The following is a 24,659-nucleotide window of genomic DNA, read 5'->3' as shown; positions in this document are numbered from 1 at the left end:
TACTAAATTTAGTATTATTAGAAAACAAAGAAAAGGGGAATGATGAAAAAGAAAAGAAGTAAAAAAGCACCAGTAATTTCTTCGGTTGCTTCAGTAGCAATTGCTGCTATTGCAATTGGTGGATATTTTGTTTATGATAAATTTTTCAAAACAGAGCAAACCACTACAAATAAAAACATTTCATTAAATAAAGAAGGGTTTAACGTTACTCATTGAAACATCCTTAATTATGGTGGTAAAAATTCAAATAAAGGTTCATTAAAAGTAACAGGAATCACTGAAATTCTTGCTAATTTAGATTCTTCAATTATTGGCTTAACTGAAATTAATCACGGAGCAGGGAATAAAGTCGCGAACATTGTTGAAGGGTTAAATAAACTTCAAAATAAGCATAATTACGCTTCAATTATTCAAAACGAAAATGATGCTATTAATCCGACTTTTGAAAACTCAAAAGAACAAATTGCTGTTCTTTATGACCAAAACGTTTTTCAACCAATTAATTTCAATGGTTTAGCTCAAAACCAAATGTCATTTAAGCAACCTATCAAATTTGTTGGTGCAGACAGAAATACAACTTATACAAGATTTCCAATGATAAACTACTTTGAAAATAAAGTTAATGGTGCAAAAGTTGCTACTATTTTTGCACACTTTGATTCACCAGATAGTAATTCTAAAAATGGTGAAAGTGATGTAAAACTACCAGATAGTTATCAAGGAGTAAATATTAGTAAATCAGGACAAGGAAGTCAAGAAGTATCAGAAGCTTTCGGGCTTGAACAAGTATTTGAGTTTGTTAAAAAATATGTTGATCCTAAAACTACTATTATTTTTGGTGGTGATACAAATATTAAACCTAATAATAACACTATTTTTCAACACTTTGAAGATATTAATAAATACCAAACTTACTACAATTCCGTTGATTTAGAAATTTACGAAACTAGTTTAGGATCAAGCAGTTCAAACCCTTATGCAAACCCATATGACAAGTTTCTTTTTATAGAAGGTGAAAAACTTGATGTAATTGATGCAAATGAAAATACTTCACAAGAATATAAAGAGCTTTTCAAATACGATATTGTCAATATGTTCAATAAATATTCAGAAAAATATGATCGTTTAAAATACCGTCAGTTATTTAAAAAAGAAAATCCAGATGGATCTGACTCAGATTTTAATATAGTGAAAAAAATAAGCGACCATGCTCCTATAACAATGACTGTTGTGTATAAAAAATAAATTTTTGTTATTTTTTGATATTTGATAAAATTAAAAAGCAATCTTTATTAACTAAAAAACTTAGTGTTTAAAAAATATTGAGTATAATAGAGAAAACAAATTTTCATGAAAATTTTTAAAGGAGGTGAAAATGGCTATTGTTCCTAAACGTAAGACTTCTAAACAACGTAAACACAAGAGAAATTCTCACAGTGCATTAACAATGCCTAACCTTGTAGCTTGCCCAAACTGTACAATGATGAAAGAACAACACGTTGTATGTAGAGAATGTGGATTCTATAAAGGACAAAAAGTTGCTGGTTTTGTTTCAAACCAAGACCGTATTGCTAAATAATAATATAAAATGCATTAATGTGAACAAAACGACGGTTTTGTTCATTTTTTGTACTTTTTTAAGCAAATTCTCCAATTTTTATATGTTAAAGATGGAGGCAAAAAATGATACTTTATAAAATTGGAGAAATTGTATATAAAAACTTTAATAACTTAATATTAGAAAATAAAGGGGAAGGGCACATTGTTAATGTAGCAAATGAATCTCGCTATAATGTAGGACAAAAAATTAAGTTATATTTATATGATTACAGAACTGATTATTTATGTAATACATACGGATTTAAAGACTTTAAAGAAAGACTTCTTTTTGTTGATTTAATTGCAATTGACAAAGTGGGTCCAAAAATAGCTATGGCAATTCTGGATAAAGGATGAGAATTAGTAGCTTCATGAATTGCTGAAGATAAATGAAGCGATCTTGCTAGCATTAACTTCGTTTCAGAAAAAGTTGCAAAAAATATTTGCAATGAATTACAAAGAAAATGAGCAAAAATTACTTCTAATATTTCTAAGAAAACTAAGGAAGATTTAAATAACATCTCTGAAGTTTCAAAAACGCTTGAAACATTAGGATTTAAGAAAAAACAAATTGAATATGCTTTAGAGAACTTAAAAGCAAAAACAAATATTGACCAAATGGTTGAAGATAGCATTAAAATAATAGCAACTAAGGGTCAAAATGAACTTGGATCTAAGGCCGCTTAATTTTAAGGAATTTATTGGTCAAGACAAAATTAAAAAGACACTACAAGTAATGATTAAAAGTGCGAAAGTTCAAAATAAACCAATTGATCATATTCTTTTTTATGGAATGCCAGGGATGGGAAAAACTACTCTTGCTACTATTATCGCCAATGAATCAGATAACAACATTCACTATGTGCAAGGTTCGAACATAGAGAAAAAGTCTGATTTAATCAGTATTTTATCAATACTTAAAGAAAATGATATTGTCTTTATTGATGAGATTCATAGCATCAATAAAGGAGTTGTTGAATTTCTTTATTCAGCAATGGAAGATTTCGTTTTTGACTTAATTATAGGTGCAGAAGGTAATAGCAAAGCAATGAGAATGAAGCTTAAACCGTTTACTTTAATTGGTGCTACGACTAAATTAAATGAAATTGTCCAGCCTTTTAAAGATCGCTTTGGTTATTTATGTAGACTTTCATCATATACACTTGAAAATATGATGGAGATTATCCAAAAATCTTCAAATGCACTCAAAATCGAAATTCAAGAAAACCTTATCCGCTTAATTGCTGAATATTCAAGATCTACACCTAGACTTGCCAATCATTTATTGAAAAGAATTAACGATTTTTCAATTTCACAAGAGCAAAAAGAAATTGATAAAAGAATTATTATGAAAACCTTTAAGAATTTGGATTTATATGAATTTGGACTCACAAAAGATCACATTGAATATATGAGCATTTTAAAAGATGGATTTGAAGAAAAATGTGTATCATTAGATACACTTTGCGGGCTTTTACTTAACTCAAAAGAGAACATAATAAACGAAATCGAACCTATTTTGCTTTATTTGAAGCTAATTGAAAAAAATTCTAGAGGGAGAAGAATTACAAGCAAAGGTATTGATTATTTAATTAGACAAAAATTGCATAAATAACTCTTCTTTTGAGTAATATTTAATACTAATTAAAAGCTCAAAATATGGTAATATTTAATAATATGATAGAAAGAATAAAAAAATTCTTTGCACTTACAAATTGAAAAAGATGATTAATCAGTGCAATCACTATTATTTCTACTTTTTTAGCTATCACTTTTGGTAGTGTTTTTTTTGTTAGCAAAAACGTTAATAAATCAATAGATTATGGTGGTGGTATTGAAGTTCGTGTTCAAATTAAAGATAGTAAAACTAATCAAAATGCTGATAAAACTTTAACTGAACAAGTTAATACTTCATTATTTAATCGTCTTACAGGTGGTACAGGTTTAAATGGTATATCTGTTTCAACTGAAGGTGATGGAAAAATTAGAATTACAAAAAGTGGTGAAATTTCAGATGCAGAAAGAAAAGAATTCGAATCTGAAATTGTTGAAAAACCACTTTTAACCATTACTGACATTAATATGAAACCTCTTTTTTACAATGGTAAATTCACTGAAGAGGGTTCATTAGAAAATGGTGAACCAATTAATTGAGTTCCTCCATTTCAACAAAATGGTGCTAAGTACACAAATCAAAACGGTAAAGAATCAGTTCAAATTACATTAAGCGATAATGATGCAGTAGCTGAATGAACAAGAGCTACCCAATACTTATCACAACAAGATAAACAATTAACAGGTCAAAACTTAGTGTTAATGTGACTTGATATTGAAAAACTTATAAATATTGCTAAAACAGAGTTTCCAGTTGAATGAGACAATGCAAATCACAACTTATGAAACTTTATTCACGTTAATGAAAAACCATATCAAGAATATGAAATTGATGGAAGAAAACAATATAGAGCTAATGCTATAAAAGAAAATGTTATTGCTATTAATGAACTTTTCTTAATTAGTTCAGCTTCTGTAAATTCACCAATTAACTCAAAAGAAGTTATTATTAATGGTAATTTCACAGCTGCTCAAGCTCAAAAATTAGCTAATAAAATTAACTTTGGTTTAAGTAGTTATGATTTAGAGTTATTATCAAGTGTGTATGTAAATGCAAACTTAAATAACACAGCATTTGATTATGCAATTATTGCTGGTATTGTTATTTTCTCTGTAATTTCTCTTTTCATGATTATAAACTATGGTCTTTTAGGCGCATTAAGCACAATCAGTATAGCTTTATATATTTTCTTAACACTTTTAATGTTCACAGTGCTTAGAGGTGAATATTCACCAGCTACAATTGCTGCTTTAATTATCGGAATTGGAATTAGTGTTGATGCAAACGTAATAACGTTTGAAAGGCTTAAGAAAGAAGTTTATAGTGGTGATACACTAAATAAAGCCTTTAAAAATTCAAACAAAATGTCTATTTCGTCAATTATGGATGCTAACATCACAACCATCATTGTCGGTTTTATCTTGTTCTTCTTAGGAACAAAAGATGTTAGAGGATTTAGTATAACTCTTATTTTATCTATCCTATTTACGTTATTAGTTATGCTTGTCTTTACCCGTTTCTTAGCTACTATGCTTGTCGGCACCGGTGCATTCAATGATCGTTTATACCTTTTAGGAATTAGAAAAAGATATATTAAACACACTTCAAAATTAGGTATTTTGGTTAACAAGTCAAATTATCTTAAAAATGCTAAATGATTCGCTCTTCTTTCATTAATATTTATTATCGCTGGTTCAATTGTCTTTACTATTTTCGCAGTCCAAGGACAAGAATTTAGTGCAGGAATTAACCGTTCAATCGAATTTAGCGGTGGAATTAACTTCTTAGTAAATGCTGATGTTGCTAAAGGTCAAGAATTTACGCTTGATCAAGCAAATGAATTAAAATCTTTACTTGTTAAAAATGCAAGCGATTTAAATTTACTAAATCCAGAAAACGTTATTTCAATTCAAAGCGCTGATTCAAATTCATTAAATTATGTTTTATCAATTAAAACATCACAAGATCTTACAAATAGTGCAGATAAAATCAAAAACTTAATTAATGATTATAATTCTGATTTAATCGTAACTAACTACCTTGTATCTGCAGCTGAAGCTAATAAATTAGTGCTTAATGCGTTTATCGCTACAGGAATTAGCTTTATCGGTATTGTTATTTACATTCTTGTAAGAATGAATTGAACTTACTCAATTGCTGCAATTATTGGTTTATTACACGACTTTTTAATGGTAATTGCTTTTGTTGTTATTACAAGATTACAAGTATCAACAATTATTGTTGCTGCTGTGCTGTCAATTCTCGGTTTAAGTATCAACGATACAGTTGTAACATTCGATAGAATTAGAGAAAAAATCCAAAACAAATATGCAAACAAAATTTTAGATAAAAAAGATATTAAAGACATAATTAATTCAAGTATTGCAGATACTTTAAAAAGAAGTTTATTTACATCAGGAACAACTCTTTTTGCAGTAGCTACCTTGCTTGCATTTAAAAACGCAACCAACTTTACCTTTAACATAGTTATGCTTTTTGGTATTTTAATTGGGGTATATTCATCGATTTTCATTTGTTCATGAGTATGAAGCAAATTAGAATTATTCAGACAAAGAAGAATTCAAAAGAGAATTCAAACTGGTTATTGAAATATCAACAAACCTGAAGAGCAAACATTTAAAGGAATTAATGATTTCAAATATTAAGCTAGTGCCAAGCTAGCTTTTTTCTTTACTTTCATGGGAATTTTGTATAATTTAAATTACATTTTAAAAAGGAGTAATATGGCGCGTTTTATAGATGAAATTAAGATTTTTTTACAAGCAGGAAAAGGTGGAGATGGAATGATGTCATTCCGTCGTGAAGCTCACGTTGATAAAGGTGGACCTGATGGTGGAGATGGTGGTAACGGAGGTAATATTTACTTCGTTGGTGACCTTGGTAAAAATACCCTTTTAAGCTTTTACAAAAATAAACACATAGTAGCTGAAGATGGTGTAAAAGGTGGTCCAAAAAACTTATACGGGGCTAATGGGAAACACACATATGTTAAAGTTCCGATTGGAACTTTAGTATACAAAGGTAAACAACTTGTTGCTGATGTTATTGAACCTGACAAACCATATTTAGTAGCTAAAGGTGGAAAAGGTGGTAGAGGAAACACTAAATTCAAAACCGCTAAAAATACTGCACCTAGAACTACCGAAAATGGAATGCCTGGTGAAAAATATGAAGCAGAAATTGTGCTTAAAATTCTTTCAGATGTTGGTCTTGTTGGTAAACCAAGTGCAGGTAAAAGTACCTTTTTAAATGCTATTTCTAATGCTAAAGCAAAAGTCGCTGAATATGAATTTACCACTTTGGTGCCTCAACTCGGAATGGTTCAATGATACGAAAATTCATTCACCGTTGCTGACTTACCAGGGCTTATCAAAGGTGCTGCTTTAGGTAAAGGGCTTGGTATTCAGTTCTTAAAACATATTGAACGTTGTCGTGTTATTGCTCATATTATTGACTTTGGTTTAGAAGAAAAAAATCCAATTGAAGATTATGAAACAATCAACCAAGAATTACATAGTTATAATTTAAAACTTGAAAAGAAAAAACAATTAATTGTTGCAAATAAATCAGATCTTCCTTCTTTTGAAACACATATGAAATCATTCAAAGAAAAATACCCAGATCTTGTTGTAATCCCTATTTCAGCAATTAATAAAGAAAACCTCAACCTTGTGAAAAAAGGTTTATGAGAAATGATTCTTCATACAGATTACGATCCAATTGATAATAGTGAAAATGAAGTAAAAGAAATTACTTTTGAGCCTGATTATGTAGTAAAAAACCCTTACAAAGGATACTTCGAAGTTAGTGGTAAAAAAGTTGAAGAGCTTTACCACAAAATTCCAATTAACACTTATGATAACCTTGTTCGCTTTAACAACATTTTAAAGAAAATCGGTGTATGAGAAGAACTTGTACGTCAAGGAGTAACTAAGGGCGATACTATTTCAATTTATGGATTCCAATTCGAGTGAGAAGATGAACAATAATTTTAGGCAAATAGTTTATTGGTTTGACACTTAAATAATTCAAAATGACGAATAACCCTAATACATAGAGTAATTCGTCATTTTTTGTAATAATATCCCTATATATTAAAATGATTGTAAATAGCTTTTTAGATAAGTGAAAAAATATAAAATTTAAAAATAAAAATATTAGGGGAAAGGAATAAATTATGATGAAACAAGCGGTAATAAATTTTGTTAAAAAAGTTTCGCTTGCTGAATTATTTTATGATTTAGTTTTTGTTTTAGCTATTTCGCGGTTTGTAAATATTTTTGAACATGATGACCATAGTAAAATAGTTTTTCAAGATTTTTTAAAATTTGGCTTAGTGCTTATCAGTTTAATCAACGTTTGGGTTACTAAAACCATTTTTATCAATCGGTATGGTAGGGATACCTTTGTTGAAAAACTATTTATGCTAATCGATATGGCTATTATTATGTATATTTCTTATTCAATTAATAATAATTGAGAAGAAAGTTTTACCAGGTTTAATTTAGCATTTAGTTTTATAGTATTTAGTTTTGTAGCGCAGTTTATTTACTTTTTATTTGCAAACAAAGAAGTTTGCGAATATCGGAAAGCATTTTATATTCACATTTCATTTTTCTCTGTAATTGGGATTGCAATAGTTTCAATTTCACAACTAAGCTACTCAATAGGTATTTATCCTGCAATTGTGATTTTAATTATCACTTGACTTGTGCCTCACTTCATTCGTTTTATTGTTAAGGAAAAACCAATTAATTCACCACATGCAATTGAAAGATTAAATCTTCTTACAATCATTTTCTTTGGTGAAATGCTTATTGTTTTATCACACTATTTTGAACACCTAGATTGAAAAGGGATTTTGGCTATTTTATTTTGCGGTTCTTTATTTTTATATTACACATTGTTTTTTGACAATATGATTGATCATCACAAAGGCAATAAAAGAGTTTATTGGTTATTCTTTATTCACTATTTAATATTTATAGCTCTTAGTCTTTTAAGTTTAGATTTTGAATTTAGCATTCATAATCAACTTTCATCCACTTTAATTTGAGTTATTTGTTATATAGCTTTAATTATTTATGTACTTTGCTTATTTGTCATTCTTTATCTTTTTGGAAAACCAAAATATCGTTTTAATTTAATTTACATTGGAAGCACACTTTGAATTCTTGGTTTTATTTTCGGAATAGGATTTATCAATATTGGCTACCTATTTTACCATTTCTGTTTAACTAGTTCTTTTGCTGTAATAATGGTAATTCAACTTTATGCTTTCATTTATTCCAAAAAAAGATACTCAAAAACAAATTAATCAAGAGCATTAATAAAATAAACAAATTACGATATACAAAACACCGTTTCCCATTTAATTAGGAAGCGGTGTTTTTGTGAATATTATTTATAATAATCGAAAATGTTAGTCTTTAAGTCAATCAAATCAACATTTAGTGATTCCATTTAAAGGTTCTTTTCCTTCTTTTGCACGAACTTTATTTCTAAGGCATATATTAAAATAAAGTCATAATCAGACAATGAAATAAGCCATTAATAAAGTATAAAACATAATTAATGTAAACAATAATGAATAAAGAGGGCTTTGGCTGCTTTGGCGTTCTCTTTCATGAATCGAATCTAATATTGTCGATCAACTCACATAGGCTGCAAAAATAGAAATCCCGAACACTGCTATCACAAATAATAAAGCAATAATTCAATAGAAATTATCTATAAATTGTCTAGTATCATTTAATTCATCATTTTCATACTTTCTTCTATAGAAAAATTTGCAAATTCAAGAACAAATAACTAAAAATGGGTTTATGCATGCTAAAGTAAAACAGAATATTTTTCTGCTAAATTCACACTGTCATTGCCAGAATAATACGAAATTAAACAGAAAAAATATAACGAATTTATAACTAGTATAGTCTGTAAAGAGGCAAAAAATGCATTTACATTCCTATTTTTGGATACAGGATAAAAAATTGCTTCGGTAAGAATCATATAATCTCCACTCTTTTTTTAGATATTTAAATGCGCAACTTTATAAGTTATAATTCACTTTATTTTGAGTATCAAAAAGTTGCTCATTTAGTTGTTAGTTCAAAGAAAAATATTTTAGGCTCCTTCCATATATTAATATTCTACAATTAATATAACCTTTGCCCCAATTATTTCTTTTTTTAAAAAATCTTTTTTTCCAAATAATAACCTATAAATTAAAAAAATTTTGAAACACTCTTTTAACTACTAAATATAAGAGTGTTTCAAAATCTAAGTCATTTTTATAATTTTATTGTGCAATTTCAGCAACTACCTCATCTAAAATTTTTTCACTATAAGCAATTGAACCCATTTTTTTCATCTCTGGATCTACATCTGTATTTTCAATTATTGTGCAAGCAAAATTTTGGAATCCTAATAAAATCATCACATTTCTAAAGTAATAAAGCGGGCTAGTTAGATCACGCGGATCGTTTTCTCCACCTGATTCAATGATTAAATGCACTTTCTTTTGTGAAAAATCATATTCTGGCTTTTGATCTTTTTTGTATGTAAAAGTTTTCCCTGGAATAGCAACGGAGTCTAGAAAGTTCCTTAAAATTGGGCTTAAACTACAATTTATAATGGCTGAAGATATAATTATTTGATCATGATTGTTAATTTGATTTAAAAAGTTTTGAACATCTGGATGATTATAATAAGAATCTAAGTTGTTTTCGTGTAACACACTTTTATAGTGCTCAATTTCATTTAAATCTACTTTTGAAACCTGAAAATCACTATGTCTTTCAAAGTGATTTGCTAAGCGATTTAATAAAGCTTTTGAAAAAGATCTTTTTTCATCTTTGAAAAAAGAACCATCAATAAATAATAATTTTTTACTCATTATTAAAAGTTTTTAACTAATTCTTGTAATTCTGCTTCTCTTGATTTTAAGTATTCTGCAGGTGTCGTTTTTGAAATTGGCTCAACTTTTGTGCCTGCTATTTCGATTGTTTCCACTTTATTAGCTCCCAAGAAATTTCAAGTTCCTTTTAATCATTCAATATGACTACCTCAAGGATATCAATCTCTTGGCGCTCCTTGTGAAGCAATAATAAGTACTTTTAAGTTATTTAAAAGACCAATTGCTTCACCTTTTTTAGAATATTTATAACTAAAAGTTTTATTTGCAACAGCGATTGAATCAATAAAGTTTTTCACAACTACAGTTGGCCCAAAGTTTGTCATTGAACAAGAAATTACTACTTTATCTGCGCTTTTTAATAAATCGATTCACTTATCAGATTCGACTTCTTGTCAATAAGTAGTCATATTATTTTTGTTTAAAAATACTTTTGAGTGTGTTTCGTTCAAATCAAAACGTAACACTTCATCATTAGGATTATTTTTTACATATTCATCATAAACAAAGTTTGTTGCATGTTTAGAAAATGAATTTTCGTTATTAATTAAGTTTCCATCAAAAAATAAAATTTTTGCCATTTTTTAGCTCCTTTTTTAATCTTTTTGCAATATTTATATTACATTTTACACAAATAAAGTCAAAAATATTTAAATTAATTGAAATAAAAAAGTTTAAAATTAATAATATATATAATTTTTATATATTCAATATATTTAAGGAGTCAAAATGGCTAAATTTAAACGTGTTTTTATGATTGTTACAGATGGTTTAGGAATTGGACCTGATCGCGATCAAAAAGCATTTGGTGATGCTGGTGCTAATACAATTAGATCTGCTTCATTTGCAGATGAATTCAAAATTGATACTTGAAAAAAATTAGGTATTGGTAACATCACAAATTTAAATGGTAATTATCATACAAAAAATCAATTAGCTTACATGGCTAAAGTTCAAGAGGTGTCAAATGCTAAAGATACACTTGCAGGACACTGAGAAATGATGGGGATTAAAACCCTTGTTCCTTTCCCTACCTTCTTTGAAGATGGATTCCCAAAAGAATTAATTGCTGAATTAGAAAAAGCATTTGATGGGCGTAAAATTGTTGGTAATAAAGCAGCTTCTGGTACAGATATTATTAACGAGCTTGCTCATGAAGAAAAAAACAATGGATCAATTATTGTTTATACTTCAATGGACTCTGTGCTCCAAATTTGTGCTCACGAAGAATGAACAGGTTTAGATAATTTATACAAATATGCTAAAGCGGCAAGAGAAATTTGTTCAAGTAGACCCGAATGAAACGTAGGTAGAATTATCGCTCGTCCATATGTGGGTGAAGAAGGAAATTACACTAGAACATTCAACCGTCATGATTATGCAAATAAACCAAAAGAAATGATTTTAAACGAACTTCAAAAACAAGGTGTTGAAGTTATTTCTGTAGGTAAAATCAATGACATTTTCGTAGGACAAGGAATTTCAAGACACATTCCAAGTGGTAGTGATGCTAAAGGTATGGATATCACAATTGAACTTGCTCAAGAAGATACAGAAAACAAATTTATCTTTACAAACTTAGTGCAATTTGATTCACACTACGGACACAGAAGAAATGTACACGGATTTGCTCAAAACATTGCTGATTTAGATATCAAATTAGCTAAATTAATTAATGTGTTAAGAGAAGATGATTTATTAATTATGACAAGTGACCACGGAAATGATCCTGCTTATCCTGGATTTAATCATACACGTGAATTCTTACCAGCTACAATTTATTCTAAATCATTTAAAAAACCTAAAACACTTGAAAACTTCAATGGTTTAGGAACTCTTGGAAATATTGTTGCTAGAAACTTTGGTGCAGAAATTGTAACCGAAACTGGTGATGATATTTTCGATAAATTAGTTTAGTTCTCATTCTCTCTAAGTTAAAAAACTTAGAGAGTTTTCTTTTATATTGTTATAATTAATATATGAATGAAATTAACTTAAAAAGAAAAGAATCGCAAGCTCATCAAATTGTAGCTGATATTTTAGCAAATGGAATCAAAAACGCAAACGTTGTGGATCCTATTGTAATGGATGTAGTTCTTTCATCTGACCTTTCACACCTTAAAGTTTTTGTTAACCTTTCTGGTAATCAAAATAAAGGGATCGAAGCATTAAACAACGCAGCTGGTTATGTAAGAAGTATTCTTGCTAAAAGATTAGATTGAAGAAAAGTTCCTCAAATTGTCTTCAAAATTGATGATGTTAGTGCTAATGGATTTAAAATTGATGAAATTTTAAGAAAACTTAACTCAGAAAACTAATACCTTCTTTAAGGTATTTTTTTATGTTATTTTTATTTGCGAAAATAAAAAAAGAACCATTAGGTTCTTTTTGGTCATAAAAATGAAATGGAGCGAGTAAAGGGAATCGAACCCTCATAGTCAGCTTGGAAGGCTGAAGTTCTGCCATTAAACTATACTCGCATTTGTTTGCCTAATTATTATAGCATATTATTTTAAACTCTCAAAATATTTTTTTGAAAATTTTAATTTTATATATTTCTTGCTAACAAGCTATATTATTATAGCACAAAGGCAGAGAATGCGAATAAAAAAATATAACATTACATTTAAAATTGATTTTTACAATAATTAATCCGTGAAATATAACAGAATTGACATAATAAGTCAAGTTTAAAAAGATAAAAGTTGTAAAAAATCTGATTTTTATAGTATTTTTATAATTTTCTAGAGAAAATCAGCAAGAAAATTTATACTTTTGAACCTATAATCAGTAAATATAGTTAAAATTTTCTAAAAATTAGATAAATAAAACTATTTTCTTACTTTTTTGTGTGGAAATTTTTCAAAAATTAAAGTTAAAATGTTCTATAATGTTTTTTTGTAGTTATAATTATAAAAAAATAAAAAAGGAAATAAGTTTATGATCAAACTATTAAAACGTAAAAGTACAGAATATGAGCGTAAACTCACGAAAAGGCTTAGATTTTTAGAAGAACACAAAGATTGATCAAACGTGAAAATCGCTAAAAAACTCGGCGTATCGCCTGAATCTGTGCGTAAATGAAGACTTAAAATCGAAAAAGGGGAAGAGATTTTAGTGCTTCACAAAAACAGAAAGAACACAAATGCTTCTAAACACTCATCGGAAGAATTAAATGAAATATTTATTGAATATCAAAACTTTTGTAACACACAAAATAACTTTAAATGTGTGCCATTAAAACAATATTATCGTGATTATCTTCAAGATAAGATTGATATTAGTTATGTTCAACTTTTCAGAAGATTTAAAACACTAGGGCTATCTAGTTTTTGCAATAGCAAAAAACAAAAATAGGGGAGAAGAAAAATCGGGAGCATCCGATTTTTTGTATAAAAAAACATAGCAAATGCTATGTAAATTTATTATTTTTTCTCTTTGTGAAGTTGGTGAGCATTACATTTTGAACAATATTTTTTAGTTTCTAATTTTTCTGGGTGATTTTTTTTGTTCTTTTTAGAAATGTAATTTTCCATTTTGCATTCTGTACATGCTAATGTGAATCCTTCTCTAGCCATAATTGCTCCTTTATGTATTTTATAACGTTATAAATTGTATGTATATTATACTATAAAACTACTTTTTATATAAACACTATTTTTTAAGTAATAATTCGATTTCTTCTTTATAAATTGGTCCAAAATCGCTTCATGGTGTTTCTAAAATAATTGGAATATTCTCAAAATCTTTATCATGCACAATTGCTTTTAATGTCTCAAGTCCGATTTTTCCTTTACCAATATTTTCGTGGCGATCTTTTTGAGATCCTTTGTCATTTTTTGAATCATTTAAATGGATAACTTTGATGTGTTTAAGTAAATCTCATTCAATCAATTCTTGTTTAAATTTCTCATAATTTTTAATGTCATATCCAGCATCTCAAACATGACAAGTATCTAAACAAATTTGAACTCTATCATTATTAATTCAGTCTAAAACATATCTCATTTGCTCAAAGTCAATACCAATTTCAGTCCCTTTACCGCTCATTGTTTCGATACAAATAACAACATCTTTAGTATTTTCTAAGATATATTGAAGGTTTTCAATTAGAGTATCAAGACCTTCTTGAGGTGAAAATACTGTATATGCTCCTGGGTGTAATACTAAATATTTAGCACCAATATAGTTCATTCTTTGAATTTCTTCAATTAAGAAATTACATGCAAAGGTAGTTTTTTCAGGATTAGCTGGGTTAACAATATAAGGTGCGTGCACAATAATATCTTCTTTTGCAATATGCTTTTCAAAAAGTTCTTCATATTTATCTAACTGATATTCTGAAGTATCCACTCTTTTTGATGTTTGTGGAGCCCCTAAATAAATCATCATTGTATTAGCTTTATTTGAATAACTTTCAGCAGCTGCACCGTGAAGATAATCAGGTTTTTTAAATGAAACGTGGCTTCCTAATTTAATCATTTTTTTGTTCTTCCTTTTCTTTTATTTTAGTTTCTTTATTTTCTTCTTTGGGCTCTTCTTTACTTTTTCTACCAAAAAGTTTGCTTGGTTTTTTGTTTTGTAAATGACTTTGGATATCTGTTAAGAAAGAACCAGCGATGATCCCGGAAGGAATTGCAATAATAGCTACTCCTAAAAGAGCCATAACACTTACTAATGCTTTTGAAATTGGTGCATGTGGTGAAAAATCTCCATAACCAATAGTTGTTAAAGTAATTGTTGAAAAGTAAATAGCATCTATAAAATTATCAATATATCCAGATCCAATTGCTTGATAATCAGCAGAGTTTTTAGCTGCTTCAATTGCAGCTTCTTTATTAGCAAATTCTTTATTTGCAAAAATAAAGATTGTGTTATTTTGTGATTTTACATTATCATCTAAGAAATTCTCACGTAATTGATTTACATACTCAAGTTCATTATTTCAAATAATAAGTCCAAAAAGGATAATTAAAATGATAATAAAAAGAAAAATGTAAGTAAGGAGTTTTCTTTGTTTTTCAAATACGTTAATAATGATTCTAAATGGAGCAATAAGTTTAAACACTAAAAAGATTCTAAAAATCTTTAAAATGTTAAGCCCTTTTAGGACTCCAAAGAATCCTTTTCCATCCATATTAACACCAATTAAGGATAGAGCATGCACTGAACTGAACACACAAAGAAGAAGCAAGATTCCAATAAAACTAATTGGGAAAAATAAAAGTGAGTACTTAATTTTTAATGGGCTAGTCACTTTAAAACGATATGTGATTAGGTGCGCAAAATAATCAAAGGAAAATACGAAAAATGATAAGATTTGTCCAATAAACACTAAACTTTTTCCAAATGATCCTAAACTATTTAAGTTAAATAAAGATGCAAACGAAATTGAACATACAAAAACAATTAAACAAGCATAACTCAATTTAGCAAATCTAACTTCGTTTTTGATTTTGTCATATTTTTCGTTAATTTCTGGATTAGATCAAACAATGTCAGATAGAATTTCTAAATTAAAATATTTTTTTAAAAACTTTGTTAATTTCATTTTTTACTTTCTTACATAATTTTAATAATATAAATAATAAAAATGCTACTAATTAGCATTTTTAAATTATTCTAGCTTTAATTTTCTTTTCTTGGGTAATTCCGTCAACATTGTTTAAAAGAATCATCTTTTCAATTTCCACACCAATAAGTGGGTAATCAATAAACACTTTAGCTTTGTAATGCTTGATGTAATCGTAAATTGATTTATAACCAATATCAGTTAATCTTAAGCTATTTCCAGCTAAGTTTGCAAGTACAATGTAAATTTCATGGCTTGAACACACTACATTAGATATTCCCTCAGCTCTAATGAAACGAATAATTGAGTTAAGATCATTCCCGTCTTTTGTATTAACTTCTTTTCTAATGTATTCAACATTTGAAGCTTCACAGCTTTTTACAAACCCTTCATAACGTTCTTGCATTTGCTGTGAATTGATTTTCTTATCAGCAAGGAATAAGATTTTTGATTTATCTTGCACTTCTCTAATGAATTTGAGAGTAACTTCTTCAAAACCTTTTTTCTCATCTACTTTGATTCAATTAAGCCCTGGCACTTCGTGTCCAAATACAACAATTGAAACATCATCAATGTCTTTTAGAAAATCAAATAATTTAATATCATAATTAGCCACAAAAACAACAATAGAAGTAGGTCTTCATGAAAGAATATATCTAATTGTTTCAATATATTCTTCTGTTGAAACACCTGTGTAAGTTGTATTTACTCTTCTTCCGTTTTTCTTACATGCTTGCACAATACCGCTAGTAATTGCTAATGAGACATTTTGTTCTCATTCAGGCATAATAACAAAAACAGAGTGATCTTTACCTCTAATCATTCTAGCACCGTGATTTGGGTAATATCTATGTTGTTTTACTACTGATTCAATTTTTTCTTTCGTTTTCTTTGATACGTATCCATTATTGTAATATCTACTAATAGTTGATATTGATACACCCGCCATCTCTGATATATCTTTATAAGAAATTTGTTTTTTCATAAAATGAATTTTAACAAATTATGGAAAATTTCCATATTTTAAGTTTCATTATTTTTTAAAAAATTCAACTTCTTAGCGATATTTGAACTAGATTAGAAATTAAAATCAACTTTTATTATTTTTTACAAATTTATAAAATTAAGTTGAAAAAATCGAAATATTTTTTTATTTTAAGAAAAAACATTTTTAGTACTGAAATATAGCTGCAAAAAATTAAACCATTTTTTAGAGTTAAAAAACAAAAAATTTAAAATTTATTATGTGAAATTAATATATTTACATATAAATTAAAAAAAACTTCAAGATTATTTGTATAGTTTTATAATTTAATTATATGGATACAATAAAAACACTTTATTTTTGAAAAAGGTAATCATATTTTAAATTTAATAAATACAAGTTTTTGTTGTATTTGTTGTAAAACATAAAAAAGTATGAAAGAAGGAAAAATGTTTAAAAGGACATTATTTTTAGGCATATTATCAGCTACAGGATTCGCACCAGTTGCTGCAACGGCAATTTCAGCAGCTGCACCAGTAGCTGAAGAAAATGCAATGATTGCAGGTATGAAAAAGACAATAGATCAAACTAAAACAATTTTTGATAGACTTGTTGAATCGCAATTAACTCCAGTTTTTACAAAATTCCAATCTGATCACAATGTGGAATTAAATTCAAAATACATTGAATTTCAAAAACAGAAAATGGAATATGCTAAAACCTCTTTTGATAAAGTTGCAAAAGAATATAAAAAATTATCTGCTGCTCAAGCATATACGAAAAAAAATGCAGTAGAATGACTTGTTCAAACTTTTATCTTTGCAATTAATATTTATTCAGATGCACAAAAAGAATTAGATAAAGCAAAAGCTTTAGCATCTGTTGTTGATAAATATAAAGTTGTACCAACAGAAGGTGAAACTTTAACAGAAGAACAACAATTAGAAAGACGCAAAACACAAGAAATATACGAAAAATTACTTGAATCTTTAAAACAAACAGAAACTCAACAAAAAGAAGAAAGAGCTAAAAAAGAGCAATATATTGAAGAATTAAAAGCTGAAAGAAAAAAAAGAGGTGCAACTGATTCAGAAATTTTTGACTTGTTTGTAGAAAGTGAAGATGAGCCAGGTAACTACACTTTTACATCAGCTTACTTACAAAATCTTTCTGTGGATTTCTCAAGTAAATGAGTAGATGCAAATGATGAATTAAAAGAAACTAAAGAAGAGTTAACAAAAGTTAACACTAAGGCTCAAGAATTAGATGCTGAAAAAGAAAAATTAATAAACGATCTTAAAGCATCTAAAGATAAAGTTGTTGCGCTTGAAACAAAAGGAACTGATTTAAAAACTGAAATTAACAAAATATTAGAAGGTATGGGTTCAAAAGAAAGAATCGCTGATAACGAAGATACTAAAGACGGAATTAGAAGGATTTTACATCTTCAAAAACAAGAAATTGAAAGCCTTAAAAATGATCTTGCTGGAGCTAAAGAATCAAAAGGAAAATTAGCTACTTCAGAATCTAAAAATGCATCACTTTCAAAAGAAAAAGATACATTAAAAGAAAAATTAGATGCAGAACACAGAAATAGAAATATTTTAGTTGCTATCCTTTCAGCTTGCTTAGCAGGTACATTATTAATGTTAATTTTATTGCTTGCTAAATTCTTAAATAAGAAAAAAGAAGAAAAATAAAACTCAGTTAGTTTGCGTAAGACTATTTGGTCTTACGTTTTTTCTTGCCCTTAAAAAGGCTTTTAATAATATTATGTATAATATTATTAAATTAATGATATTAGAAAAGAGGAAAAATGAATCGTTCAAGATTAGACAAGCTTTTTACAGAGCATGGTGTAGATGCTTATATTTCTGAAGCTCCACAAACTAGATTATGATTTGCTGGTGTTCAAACCTCAGATGGTTTAATTGTTATTGAAAAAGATAAAGCTACATTATTCGTAGACGGAAGATATATCGAATACGCACAAAATCACGCTAAAAACGTTGATATTGTGTTAATGCAAGGCAATTCTACAAAGGAATGATTTGCTAAAAAAGGATTTAGGAAAATAGCTCTTGACAATAACTATTTAGTAAAACAAGTGCAAGATCGCATTTTATACTACACAGGTAAAGATGTACAAATTCATTGAGTAGATGCGCAAGAGCTTAGAATTGTGAAAGATGAAAAAGAAATTGAAACACTTCAAAAAGCTATTAATATCTCATTAAAAGCTTATGACAAACTTATGGAGTGATTAAAACCTGGTGTAACTGAAAAAGAAGCAGCAGCTTATTTAAATTACCAATTAAAACTTAACGGGTGTCAAAAAGAAGGGTTTACAGAAATTATTGCAACAGGTGCAAATAGTGCTGAACCACACCATCATCCAACTGATAAAGTTATTGAAAACAACACTTTATTAAAAGTAGACTTTGGTGGTGAATATAACGGATATACAGCTGATATTACAAGAACAATTATTTTAGGCGGAGAAGAAAATGCTAAAGATCCTAAAATGGCCGAAATTCTTAATATTGTAAAAGAGGCAGCTGCAGCTGGTAGAAAAGCAGTTCGTCCTGGTATTAAAACAAGTGAAATTGACAAAATTTGCCGTGATTACATTGCGGAAAAAGGGTATGGAAAATACTTTGTTCACTCAACAGGTCATGGATTAGGAATTGATGTACATGAATATCCAAATGTTGGTGCAACTTCTAATTTTGTTTTAGAACCTGGAATGGTTATTACTGTTGAACCTGGTATTTACATCGAAGGACTTGGTGGTGCAAGAATTGAAGATGATGTTCTTGTTACTGAAAATGGACATAGAGTTTTAACTCGTCCAAATGAATAATAAAAACGTAAAATTTAAGGAAAACTATTTGGAGCTTGATTCAAAAACCAAAATGTGGTATGCCACATATGGTAATCCAAAAGGTTTTCCTATTTTAGTAGTCCACGGTGGCCCAGGCGGTGGATCACACACCGCACTAACAAAATTTGTAGATGTTAAATTCTTTAAATACATATTTTTTGATCAAAGAGGGTGTGGAAAAAGCACACCGCATTTAGAGTTAAAAAATAATAACACACAACAATTAGTTGAAGATATCGAAGCTTTAAGAAAATATTTAAAGCTTGATAAATTAACAATCTTTGGTGGCAGCTGAGGAACAACACTGACTTTAATGTATGCTATTAAATATCCACAAAATGTTGCTACAATGATACTTAGAGGTGTTTTTTTAGCCCGTCAAGAAGATGTGGATTTTCTTTATGAAGGAAAAGGTGCTAATTGATTCTTCCCTAAAGAATATGAAGTATTTAAAAATGCAGTAGTTAATTTAAAAGGAAGAACAAACATTGCTAAGTATTATAAAGCTTTAACAAATAAAAATCTTGATCTTGAATATAGAAAGAAGTTTGCTGCTATTTTTTATAAATGAGAATTTTCTCTTGTTAGTGTTAGAGAGCGTGAATTTAAAAAAGAATATGAGCAGGAAGCTTATGATTTAGCTCTTTTAGAAAGCCATTATTTTTACAATAAATCATTTATGCCAAGTGATAACTACATTTTAGAAAATGCAGATAAATTTAAGCATATTCCAACTTACATTATTCACGGGCATTTTGACATCGATACCCGTTTAATTGGGGCTTATTTATTAGAGCAAAAGTTGGATAATGTCAAAACTTATTACAATCACATGGCAGGGCATTCGCTTTTAGATTCAGCCAACTTACAAGCCCTTGAAGATATTTTAGAGCAATTAAAAAACAAAGCTAGTTAGTTAGCTTTGTTTTTTAATTGGTTTAATTTGAATTTTGATAATTATAATTCGTTAACTGATCCACCAGCTTTTTCTACTGCTTCTTTTGCGGCTGCACTTACTTTGTGAAGTGAAACTGTAACTTTTTTAGTTAATTCTCCATTTGCAAGTAATTTAACAGGTAAGTTTCTTTTTGCTAAGTTTTTTGCTTTTAATGTTTCAACTGAAACAACATCGTTATCATTAAATCTTTCTTGAATATCTGAAAGGTTAACTACTTGATATTCAACGTGATTTACGTTTGTGAATCCACGTTTACCAATACGACGGAATCATGGTGTTTGACCCCCTTCGAATCCAAGTCTGTGTCCTTTACGTTTGTTTTGTCCTGATTGCCCTTTACCAGCTTGTTTTCCTTTTCCAGCAGCGTGTCCACGACCTTTACGGTGTTTTTCTGGTCTTGAACCTTCTGTGAATTTAAGTGAATGTAATTTAATAGCCATAATTATATTAAGTCCTTTACATCTTTGTCTCTAATAAAAGCAATTTGTTCAGGTGTTCTAAGTTCTTGTAAAGCTTTAACAGCAGCCTTAACTGTATTAGCTTTTGAACGTGAACCGTATGTTTTTGTAACGATATCTGAGTATCCTGCAAGTTCTACAACCGCACGCACTGTTCCAGAAGCAATAAGCCCTTTCCCTTTAGGTGCAGGTTTAAGCATAACTTTTGATGATAAGAATTTTGCTCTTGTTTCGTGTGGCACTGTTCCATTTAAAACTGGGACTTCAACTAAGTTGTTTTGTGCATCTTTGATAGCTTTTTTAATTGCATCTGGAACTTCATTTGCCTTACCATGTCCATATCCAACGCTACCTTTTTTGTTCCCAACAACAACAAATGCTGAGAAACTAAATCTTCTTCCACCTTTAACAACTTTTGTAACACGAGCGATATCGATAACTTTTTCTGAGTATTCTGACACTGCTTGTTCTGATCTTGGTTTACGAGGTTTTCTTGAAAATTCTGAACGATTTGAACGAGGTTTTGTCTCTTTGTTTGAATCTTTAGCAAAAGAATTTCTTGGTTGTTTTTTAGCTGTAACTTCTTGTGTTCCAGCAGCAACTTTTGTTTCTTTTTGGTTTTCCATTAGAACTTAACTCCTTTTTCTCTTACTGAATCTGCAAATGCTTTAACTCTACCGTGGTATAAGTAACCTGAACGGTCAAATACGATTTCTTTAACTCCAAGAGCAACAATTTTGTCACCCATAGCAAGTCCAAGTTCTTTAGCAGCAGCGATGTTTCCGCTGTATTTTGAATCTTTTAATGTTGATACACTAGCAAGTGTAACACCTTTTGTATCATCGATAAGTTGAGCATAGAAGTTTTGGTGTGATTTAAACACACTTAAACGAGGTTTTGTTGCTGTACCAAAAATGTTTTGACGTAAACGAACGTGTTTAACTTTTCTAGCAGCGTTTCTTGATAAGTTTGCCATATGTAATACCTAAGCTCTAAATTATTTAGAAGCTGTTTTCCCTTCTTTACGTCTAATTTTTTCTCCTCTATAAGAAATACCTTTACCTGAGTAGACATTAGGTTTTCTTACAGCACGAACGATTGATGCAAATTGTCCAACACTTTGTTTGTCAATACCTTCTACAGATACTTCTGTTGGTTTTGCAACTTTAACTGTAACATCACTTGGTACTTGTAATTTTACTGTATGTGAGTATCCAGCAGCAATTTCTAAAACATTACCTGCAAGAGTTGCTTTGTATCCAACCCCTTTAATGTCAAGTTCAATTTTGAAACCTTCTGAAACACCTTTGATCATATTCGCAATATGAGCATTTGTTGTTCCGTGTAATTGTTTTGTGTGTTTTTCTTCGTTTGCACGAGTAGTTGTAACTTGTCCGTTTTCTACATTAACTGTAATTTTGTCGCTAAAAATTCTTTCAAGAGTTCCTAATTTTCCTGATACTGTAACTTTTTGTCCGTCTACTGTAACAGTTGTTCCAGCAGGAATTGTTAAAACACGATTTCCAACACGTGACATACTGTTACCTATCAAATGATGGCGATAGCTTCACCACCAACATTTTCTTTCTTAGCTTGTTTTCCAGTCATAAGACCTTTTGATGTAGACATAATTACTGTACCGTATCCTGAAAGTACTGAAGGAATTTCTGTTGATTTGTAGTAAACTCTAATTCCTGGTTTTGAAACTCTTTTGAAATCTTTAATAGCAGCTTGATTACCTTTGAATTTTAATGACACAACAAGTTTTTTCTCTGTTTTTTCACCTGTAACTTCGTATGATGAAATGTATCCTTCTTCTTGAATAAGTTTAACAATAGCTTCTTTTTTCCCTGAGTAAGGAATTTCTACAGTTTTGTGTTTTCTCATGTTCGCGTTTTTAATACGAACGATTAAATCTGAAATAGGGTCTGTAATAAACATAATTATCAGCTCGCTTTCTTAATGCCTGGAATTTTACCTTCGTGTGCAAGGTTTCTAAAACAAATACGGCATACTTTATATTTTCTTAAAACTGCATGTGGACGTCCACATAATTCACAACGTGTATATGCACGTGTAGAGAATTTAGGGTGACGTTTAGCTTTTTCGATTAATGCTTTTCTAGCCATTATTTAATTCCCTTTCCTTCAAATGGAATTCCTATGTTTTCAAGAAGTGTTTTTGCTTCATCATTTGATTTTGCTGTTGTTACGATGATAACATCAAGTCCTTTGATACGACGAATTTTATCAAATTCAATTTCTGGGAAGATAATTTGCTCTTTAATTCCTAATGAGTAATTTCCTCTTCCGTCAAATGCTTTAGGGTTTGCTCCACGGAAGTCACGAATACGAGGCATAGCAACATTAATTAATTTGTCTAAGAATTCTCACATTCTGTCTCTTCTAAGTGTAACTTTTCCACCCATTGGCATTCCTTCACGAAGTTTTCATGAAGCGTTTGATTTTTTAGCAACTGTTTGATATGGTTTTTGTCCTGAGATTAATGTAAGTTCGTTAAGAACTTCTTCAATAGCTTTTGAGTTTGAAACTTCTTTACCAGCTGTCATGTTGATTACTACTTTTTCAATTCTTGGCACTTGCATTGATGAAGAATAATTGTATTTTTCTTTAAGAGCAGGAACTGCTTTTTCTAAATAAACTTGTTTTAACATAATTAAATTTCCTTCTTAGTTTTTTTAGCAATTCTAACTTTTTTGCCATCTTTGTTTAATGAGTAACCAATTTTTGAATATTGAGCAGGTTTATCTTTGCTAGCTTTTTTAACTAAAATAGCAACATTTGATGCGTGAATTGGAGCTTCGATGTTTGAGATTGAACCATCTTGGTTTTGTTGTGAAGGTTTGTTGTGTTTTGTAACGATGTTTAAGTTTTTAATAATAACTTTGTTTGCTTTGTGTAATACTTTTTCAATTCTTCCTGTTTTCCCTTTTTCTTTTCCAGCAATTACGATAACTTCGTCATTTTTCTTAAATTTAACTTTCATCATAACTCCTTAATTAAAGCACTTCTGGTGCTAATGAAACGATTTTAGGGTATTTTTCACGAATTTCACGTGCTACAGGTCCAAACACACGTGTTCCACGTGGTGTTCCATCTTCTTTAAGTAATACAACAGCATTTTCATCGAAACGAATGTATGACCCGTTTTCACGAGCAATACCGTATTTTGAACGAACCACAACAGCTTTTACAACTTGACCTTGCTTAACGTTCCCATTAGGAATAGCTTTTTTAACTGAACAAACAACAACATCACCAATTTTTGCAACTTTTTTCTTTGATCCACCTAAGATACGAATAACACCAATTTCTTTAGCACCTGAGTTATCTGCAACGTTTGCTTTTGATAATTCTAATAACATTATTAATTATCTCCTTGTGCTGATTGTTTTACTTCTACTAATCTAAAACGTTTTGTTCTTGATAAAGGTCTTGTTTCCATAATAACAACAATATCATTTAATTTTGCTACATGGTTTTCATCGTGAACCGCGAAACGTTTTGTTGATTTATAACGTTTTGAGTAAAGTGGGTGTTTTTTGTATGTATCTACTGCAACAATAATTGTTTTAGGTGTTTTGTTTGCTGAAACAACTGTACCAACTAAGGTTTTTCTTGTATTTCTTTCCAT

At 29.2% G+C, this 24,659-nt stretch carries 29 protein-coding genes and 1 tRNA gene; 13 read left to right on the top strand and 17 right to left on the bottom strand.

The window, feature by feature from the left end; genetic code table 4:
* Positions 1-39: 39 nt before the first annotated feature.
* From GOQ20_RS01845 to GOQ20_RS01815, 7 genes are all read left to right on the top strand, one after another.
* The gene (locus tag GOQ20_RS01845; protein WP_167845171.1) at positions 40-1,245 is read left to right on the top strand and encodes an MnuA family membrane nuclease; all 1,206 of its coding nucleotides are present in this window, start codon (positions 40-42) and stop codon (positions 1,243-1,245) included.
* Positions 1,246-1,375: 130 nt separating this feature from the next.
* Positions 1,376-1,579 (top strand): 50S ribosomal protein L32, encoded by a 204-nt coding sequence (gene rpmF, locus GOQ20_RS01840; RefSeq protein ID WP_167845170.1) that lies wholly within the window; start codon positions 1,376-1,378, stop codon positions 1,577-1,579.
* A 104-nt stretch (positions 1,580-1,683) separates the two neighbouring features.
* The gene (gene ruvA / locus GOQ20_RS01835) at positions 1,684-2,286 is read left to right on the top strand and encodes a Holliday junction branch migration protein RuvA (protein WP_167845169.1); all 603 of its coding nucleotides are present in this window, start codon (positions 1,684-1,686) and stop codon (positions 2,284-2,286) included.
* Complete coding sequence (gene ruvB, locus GOQ20_RS01830; RefSeq protein ID WP_167845168.1) at positions 2,261-3,214, top strand: Holliday junction branch migration DNA helicase RuvB; 954 nt, start codon at positions 2,261-2,263, stop codon at positions 3,212-3,214. Before ruvA ends, ruvB begins: the two co-directional genes overlap by 26 nt.
* Positions 3,215-3,276: 62 nt before the next feature.
* Positions 3,277-5,880: a protein translocase subunit SecDF gene (secDF, locus tag GOQ20_RS01825; protein WP_167845167.1), complete on the top strand. Its 2,604-nt coding sequence runs from the start codon at positions 3,277-3,279 to the stop codon at positions 5,878-5,880.
* A gap of 78 nt (positions 5,881-5,958) precedes the next feature.
* The gene (gene obgE, locus GOQ20_RS01820) at positions 5,959-7,224 is read left to right on the top strand and encodes a GTPase ObgE (RefSeq protein ID WP_167845166.1); all 1,266 of its coding nucleotides are present in this window, start codon (positions 5,959-5,961) and stop codon (positions 7,222-7,224) included.
* A gap of 188 nt (positions 7,225-7,412) precedes the next feature.
* A complete protein-coding gene (locus GOQ20_RS01815; RefSeq protein ID WP_167845165.1) occupies positions 7,413-8,552 on the top strand; it encodes a low temperature requirement protein A in 1,140 nt (379 codons plus the stop codon).
* A 981-nt stretch (positions 8,553-9,533) separates the two neighbouring features.
* Here the strand turns inward: GOQ20_RS01815 and GOQ20_RS01810 are convergent.
* Both GOQ20_RS01810 and GOQ20_RS01805 read right to left on the bottom strand, forming a co-directional pair.
* Positions 9,534-10,130, bottom strand: coding sequence for an NAD(P)H-dependent oxidoreductase (locus GOQ20_RS01810; protein WP_167845164.1), 597 nt, complete (start codon positions 10,128-10,130; stop codon positions 9,534-9,536).
* A gap of 2 nt (positions 10,131-10,132) precedes the next feature.
* A complete protein-coding gene (locus GOQ20_RS01805) occupies positions 10,133-10,729 on the bottom strand; it encodes an FMN-dependent NADH-azoreductase (RefSeq protein ID WP_167845163.1) in 597 nt (198 codons plus the stop codon).
* A gap of 148 nt (positions 10,730-10,877) precedes the next feature.
* Here GOQ20_RS01805 and GOQ20_RS01800 point away from each other — a divergent pair, with 148 nt between their 5' ends.
* Entirely contained in the window at positions 10,878-12,065 is a 1,188-nt protein-coding gene (locus tag GOQ20_RS01800) for a phosphopentomutase (protein ID WP_167845162.1), read from the top strand.
* A 62-nt stretch (positions 12,066-12,127) separates the two neighbouring features.
* The gene (rbfA, locus tag GOQ20_RS01795; protein WP_167845161.1) at positions 12,128-12,466 is read left to right on the top strand and encodes a 30S ribosome-binding factor RbfA; all 339 of its coding nucleotides are present in this window, start codon (positions 12,128-12,130) and stop codon (positions 12,464-12,466) included.
* Between the two features lie 88 nt (positions 12,467-12,554).
* Here rbfA and GOQ20_RS01790 read toward each other — a convergent pair.
* A tRNA-Gly gene (locus tag GOQ20_RS01790) sits at positions 12,555-12,628 on the bottom strand.
* A gap of 460 nt (positions 12,629-13,088) precedes the next feature.
* Between GOQ20_RS01790 and GOQ20_RS01785 the strand changes: the two genes are divergently transcribed.
* Positions 13,089-13,505 (top strand): helix-turn-helix domain-containing protein, encoded by a 417-nt coding sequence (locus tag GOQ20_RS01785; RefSeq protein WP_167845160.1) that lies wholly within the window; start codon positions 13,089-13,091, stop codon positions 13,503-13,505.
* Positions 13,506-13,573: 68 nt separating this feature from the next.
* On the opposite strand, the gene rpmG is transcribed toward GOQ20_RS01785, so the two are convergent.
* From rpmG to GOQ20_RS01765, 4 genes are all read right to left on the bottom strand, one after another.
* Positions 13,574-13,726: a 50S ribosomal protein L33 gene (gene rpmG, locus GOQ20_RS01780; RefSeq protein ID WP_129620440.1), complete on the bottom strand. Its 153-nt coding sequence runs from the start codon at positions 13,724-13,726 to the stop codon at positions 13,574-13,576.
* 76 nt (positions 13,727-13,802) lie between these two features.
* On the bottom strand, positions 13,803-14,630 hold the full coding sequence (locus GOQ20_RS01775; protein ID WP_167845159.1) for a deoxyribonuclease IV: 828 nt from the start codon (positions 14,628-14,630) through the stop codon (positions 13,803-13,805).
* Positions 14,623-15,699, bottom strand: a complete 1,077-nt coding sequence (locus GOQ20_RS01770) for a potassium channel family protein (protein WP_167845158.1) — start codon at positions 15,697-15,699, stop codon at positions 14,623-14,625. Before GOQ20_RS01770 ends, GOQ20_RS01775 begins: the two co-directional genes overlap by 8 nt.
* Positions 15,700-15,760: 61 nt before the next feature.
* A complete protein-coding gene (locus GOQ20_RS01765) occupies positions 15,761-16,705 on the bottom strand; it encodes a LacI family DNA-binding transcriptional regulator (protein WP_167845157.1) in 945 nt (314 codons plus the stop codon).
* Positions 16,706-17,154: 449 nt separating this feature from the next.
* On the opposite strand from GOQ20_RS01765, the gene GOQ20_RS01760 reads away from it, so the two are divergent.
* From GOQ20_RS01760 to pip, 3 genes are all read left to right on the top strand, one after another.
* On the top strand, positions 17,155-18,405 hold the full coding sequence (locus tag GOQ20_RS01760) for a hypothetical protein (protein WP_167845156.1): 1,251 nt from the start codon (positions 17,155-17,157) through the stop codon (positions 18,403-18,405).
* Positions 18,406-18,521: 116 nt separating this feature from the next.
* Complete coding sequence (locus GOQ20_RS01755) at positions 18,522-19,568, top strand: M24 family metallopeptidase (protein WP_167845155.1); 1,047 nt, start codon at positions 18,522-18,524, stop codon at positions 19,566-19,568.
* Positions 19,561-20,505 carry a prolyl aminopeptidase gene (pip, locus tag GOQ20_RS01750; protein WP_167845154.1) on the top strand — a complete coding sequence of 315 codons (945 nt, stop codon included), beginning with the start codon at positions 19,561-19,563 and terminating at the stop codon, positions 20,503-20,505. Before GOQ20_RS01755 ends, pip begins: the two co-directional genes overlap by 8 nt.
* A gap of 41 nt (positions 20,506-20,546) precedes the next feature.
* Here pip and rplO read toward each other — a convergent pair whose 3' ends face one another.
* From rplO to rpsQ, 10 genes are read right to left on the bottom strand one after another with little or no spacing between them, the layout of a single operon-like run.
* A complete protein-coding gene (gene rplO / locus GOQ20_RS01745) occupies positions 20,547-20,987 on the bottom strand; it encodes a 50S ribosomal protein L15 (RefSeq protein WP_220096534.1) in 441 nt (146 codons plus the stop codon).
* A gap of 2 nt (positions 20,988-20,989) precedes the next feature.
* Positions 20,990-21,631, bottom strand: a complete 642-nt coding sequence (rpsE, locus tag GOQ20_RS01740; RefSeq protein ID WP_167845153.1) for a 30S ribosomal protein S5 — start codon at positions 21,629-21,631, stop codon at positions 20,990-20,992.
* On the bottom strand, positions 21,631-21,981 hold the full coding sequence (gene rplR / locus GOQ20_RS01735) for a 50S ribosomal protein L18 (protein ID WP_129620431.1): 351 nt from the start codon (positions 21,979-21,981) through the stop codon (positions 21,631-21,633). Before rplR ends, rpsE begins: the two co-directional genes overlap by 1 nt.
* Positions 21,982-22,002: 21 nt before the next feature.
* Positions 22,003-22,542: a 50S ribosomal protein L6 gene (gene rplF / locus GOQ20_RS01730; protein WP_129620430.1), complete on the bottom strand. Its 540-nt coding sequence runs from the start codon at positions 22,540-22,542 to the stop codon at positions 22,003-22,005.
* 8 nt (positions 22,543-22,550) lie between these two features.
* Positions 22,551-22,946 (bottom strand): 30S ribosomal protein S8, encoded by a 396-nt coding sequence (gene rpsH / locus GOQ20_RS01725; RefSeq protein WP_167845152.1) that lies wholly within the window; start codon positions 22,944-22,946, stop codon positions 22,551-22,553.
* A 2-nt stretch (positions 22,947-22,948) separates the two neighbouring features.
* Entirely contained in the window at positions 22,949-23,134 is a 186-nt protein-coding gene (locus GOQ20_RS01720; protein WP_129620428.1) for a type Z 30S ribosomal protein S14, read from the bottom strand.
* Positions 23,134-23,679: a 50S ribosomal protein L5 gene (gene rplE / locus GOQ20_RS01715; protein ID WP_167845151.1), complete on the bottom strand. Its 546-nt coding sequence runs from the start codon at positions 23,677-23,679 to the stop codon at positions 23,134-23,136. The genes GOQ20_RS01720 and rplE overlap by 1 nt, the downstream gene beginning before the upstream one ends.
* 2 nt (positions 23,680-23,681) lie before the next feature.
* A complete protein-coding gene (gene rplX, locus GOQ20_RS01710) occupies positions 23,682-24,011 on the bottom strand; it encodes a 50S ribosomal protein L24 (protein ID WP_187468897.1) in 330 nt (109 codons plus the stop codon).
* A 13-nt stretch (positions 24,012-24,024) separates the two neighbouring features.
* Positions 24,025-24,390 carry a 50S ribosomal protein L14 gene (rplN, locus tag GOQ20_RS01705; RefSeq protein ID WP_129620425.1) on the bottom strand — a complete coding sequence of 122 codons (366 nt, stop codon included), beginning with the start codon at positions 24,388-24,390 and terminating at the stop codon, positions 24,025-24,027.
* 2 nt (positions 24,391-24,392) lie between these two features.
* Complete coding sequence (gene rpsQ / locus GOQ20_RS01700) at positions 24,393-24,659, bottom strand: 30S ribosomal protein S17 (protein ID WP_129620424.1); 267 nt, start codon at positions 24,657-24,659, stop codon at positions 24,393-24,395.

Source organism: Mycoplasmopsis gallinacea (assembly GCF_012220205.1).
In the GTDB taxonomy this organism is placed as follows: Bacteria; Bacillota_I; Bacilli_A; order Mycoplasmatales; family Metamycoplasmataceae; genus Mycoplasmopsis; species Mycoplasmopsis gallinacea_A.
The sequence above is the reverse complement of the archived record's forward strand: the minus strand, read 5'-3'. Positions and strand labels throughout refer to the sequence as shown.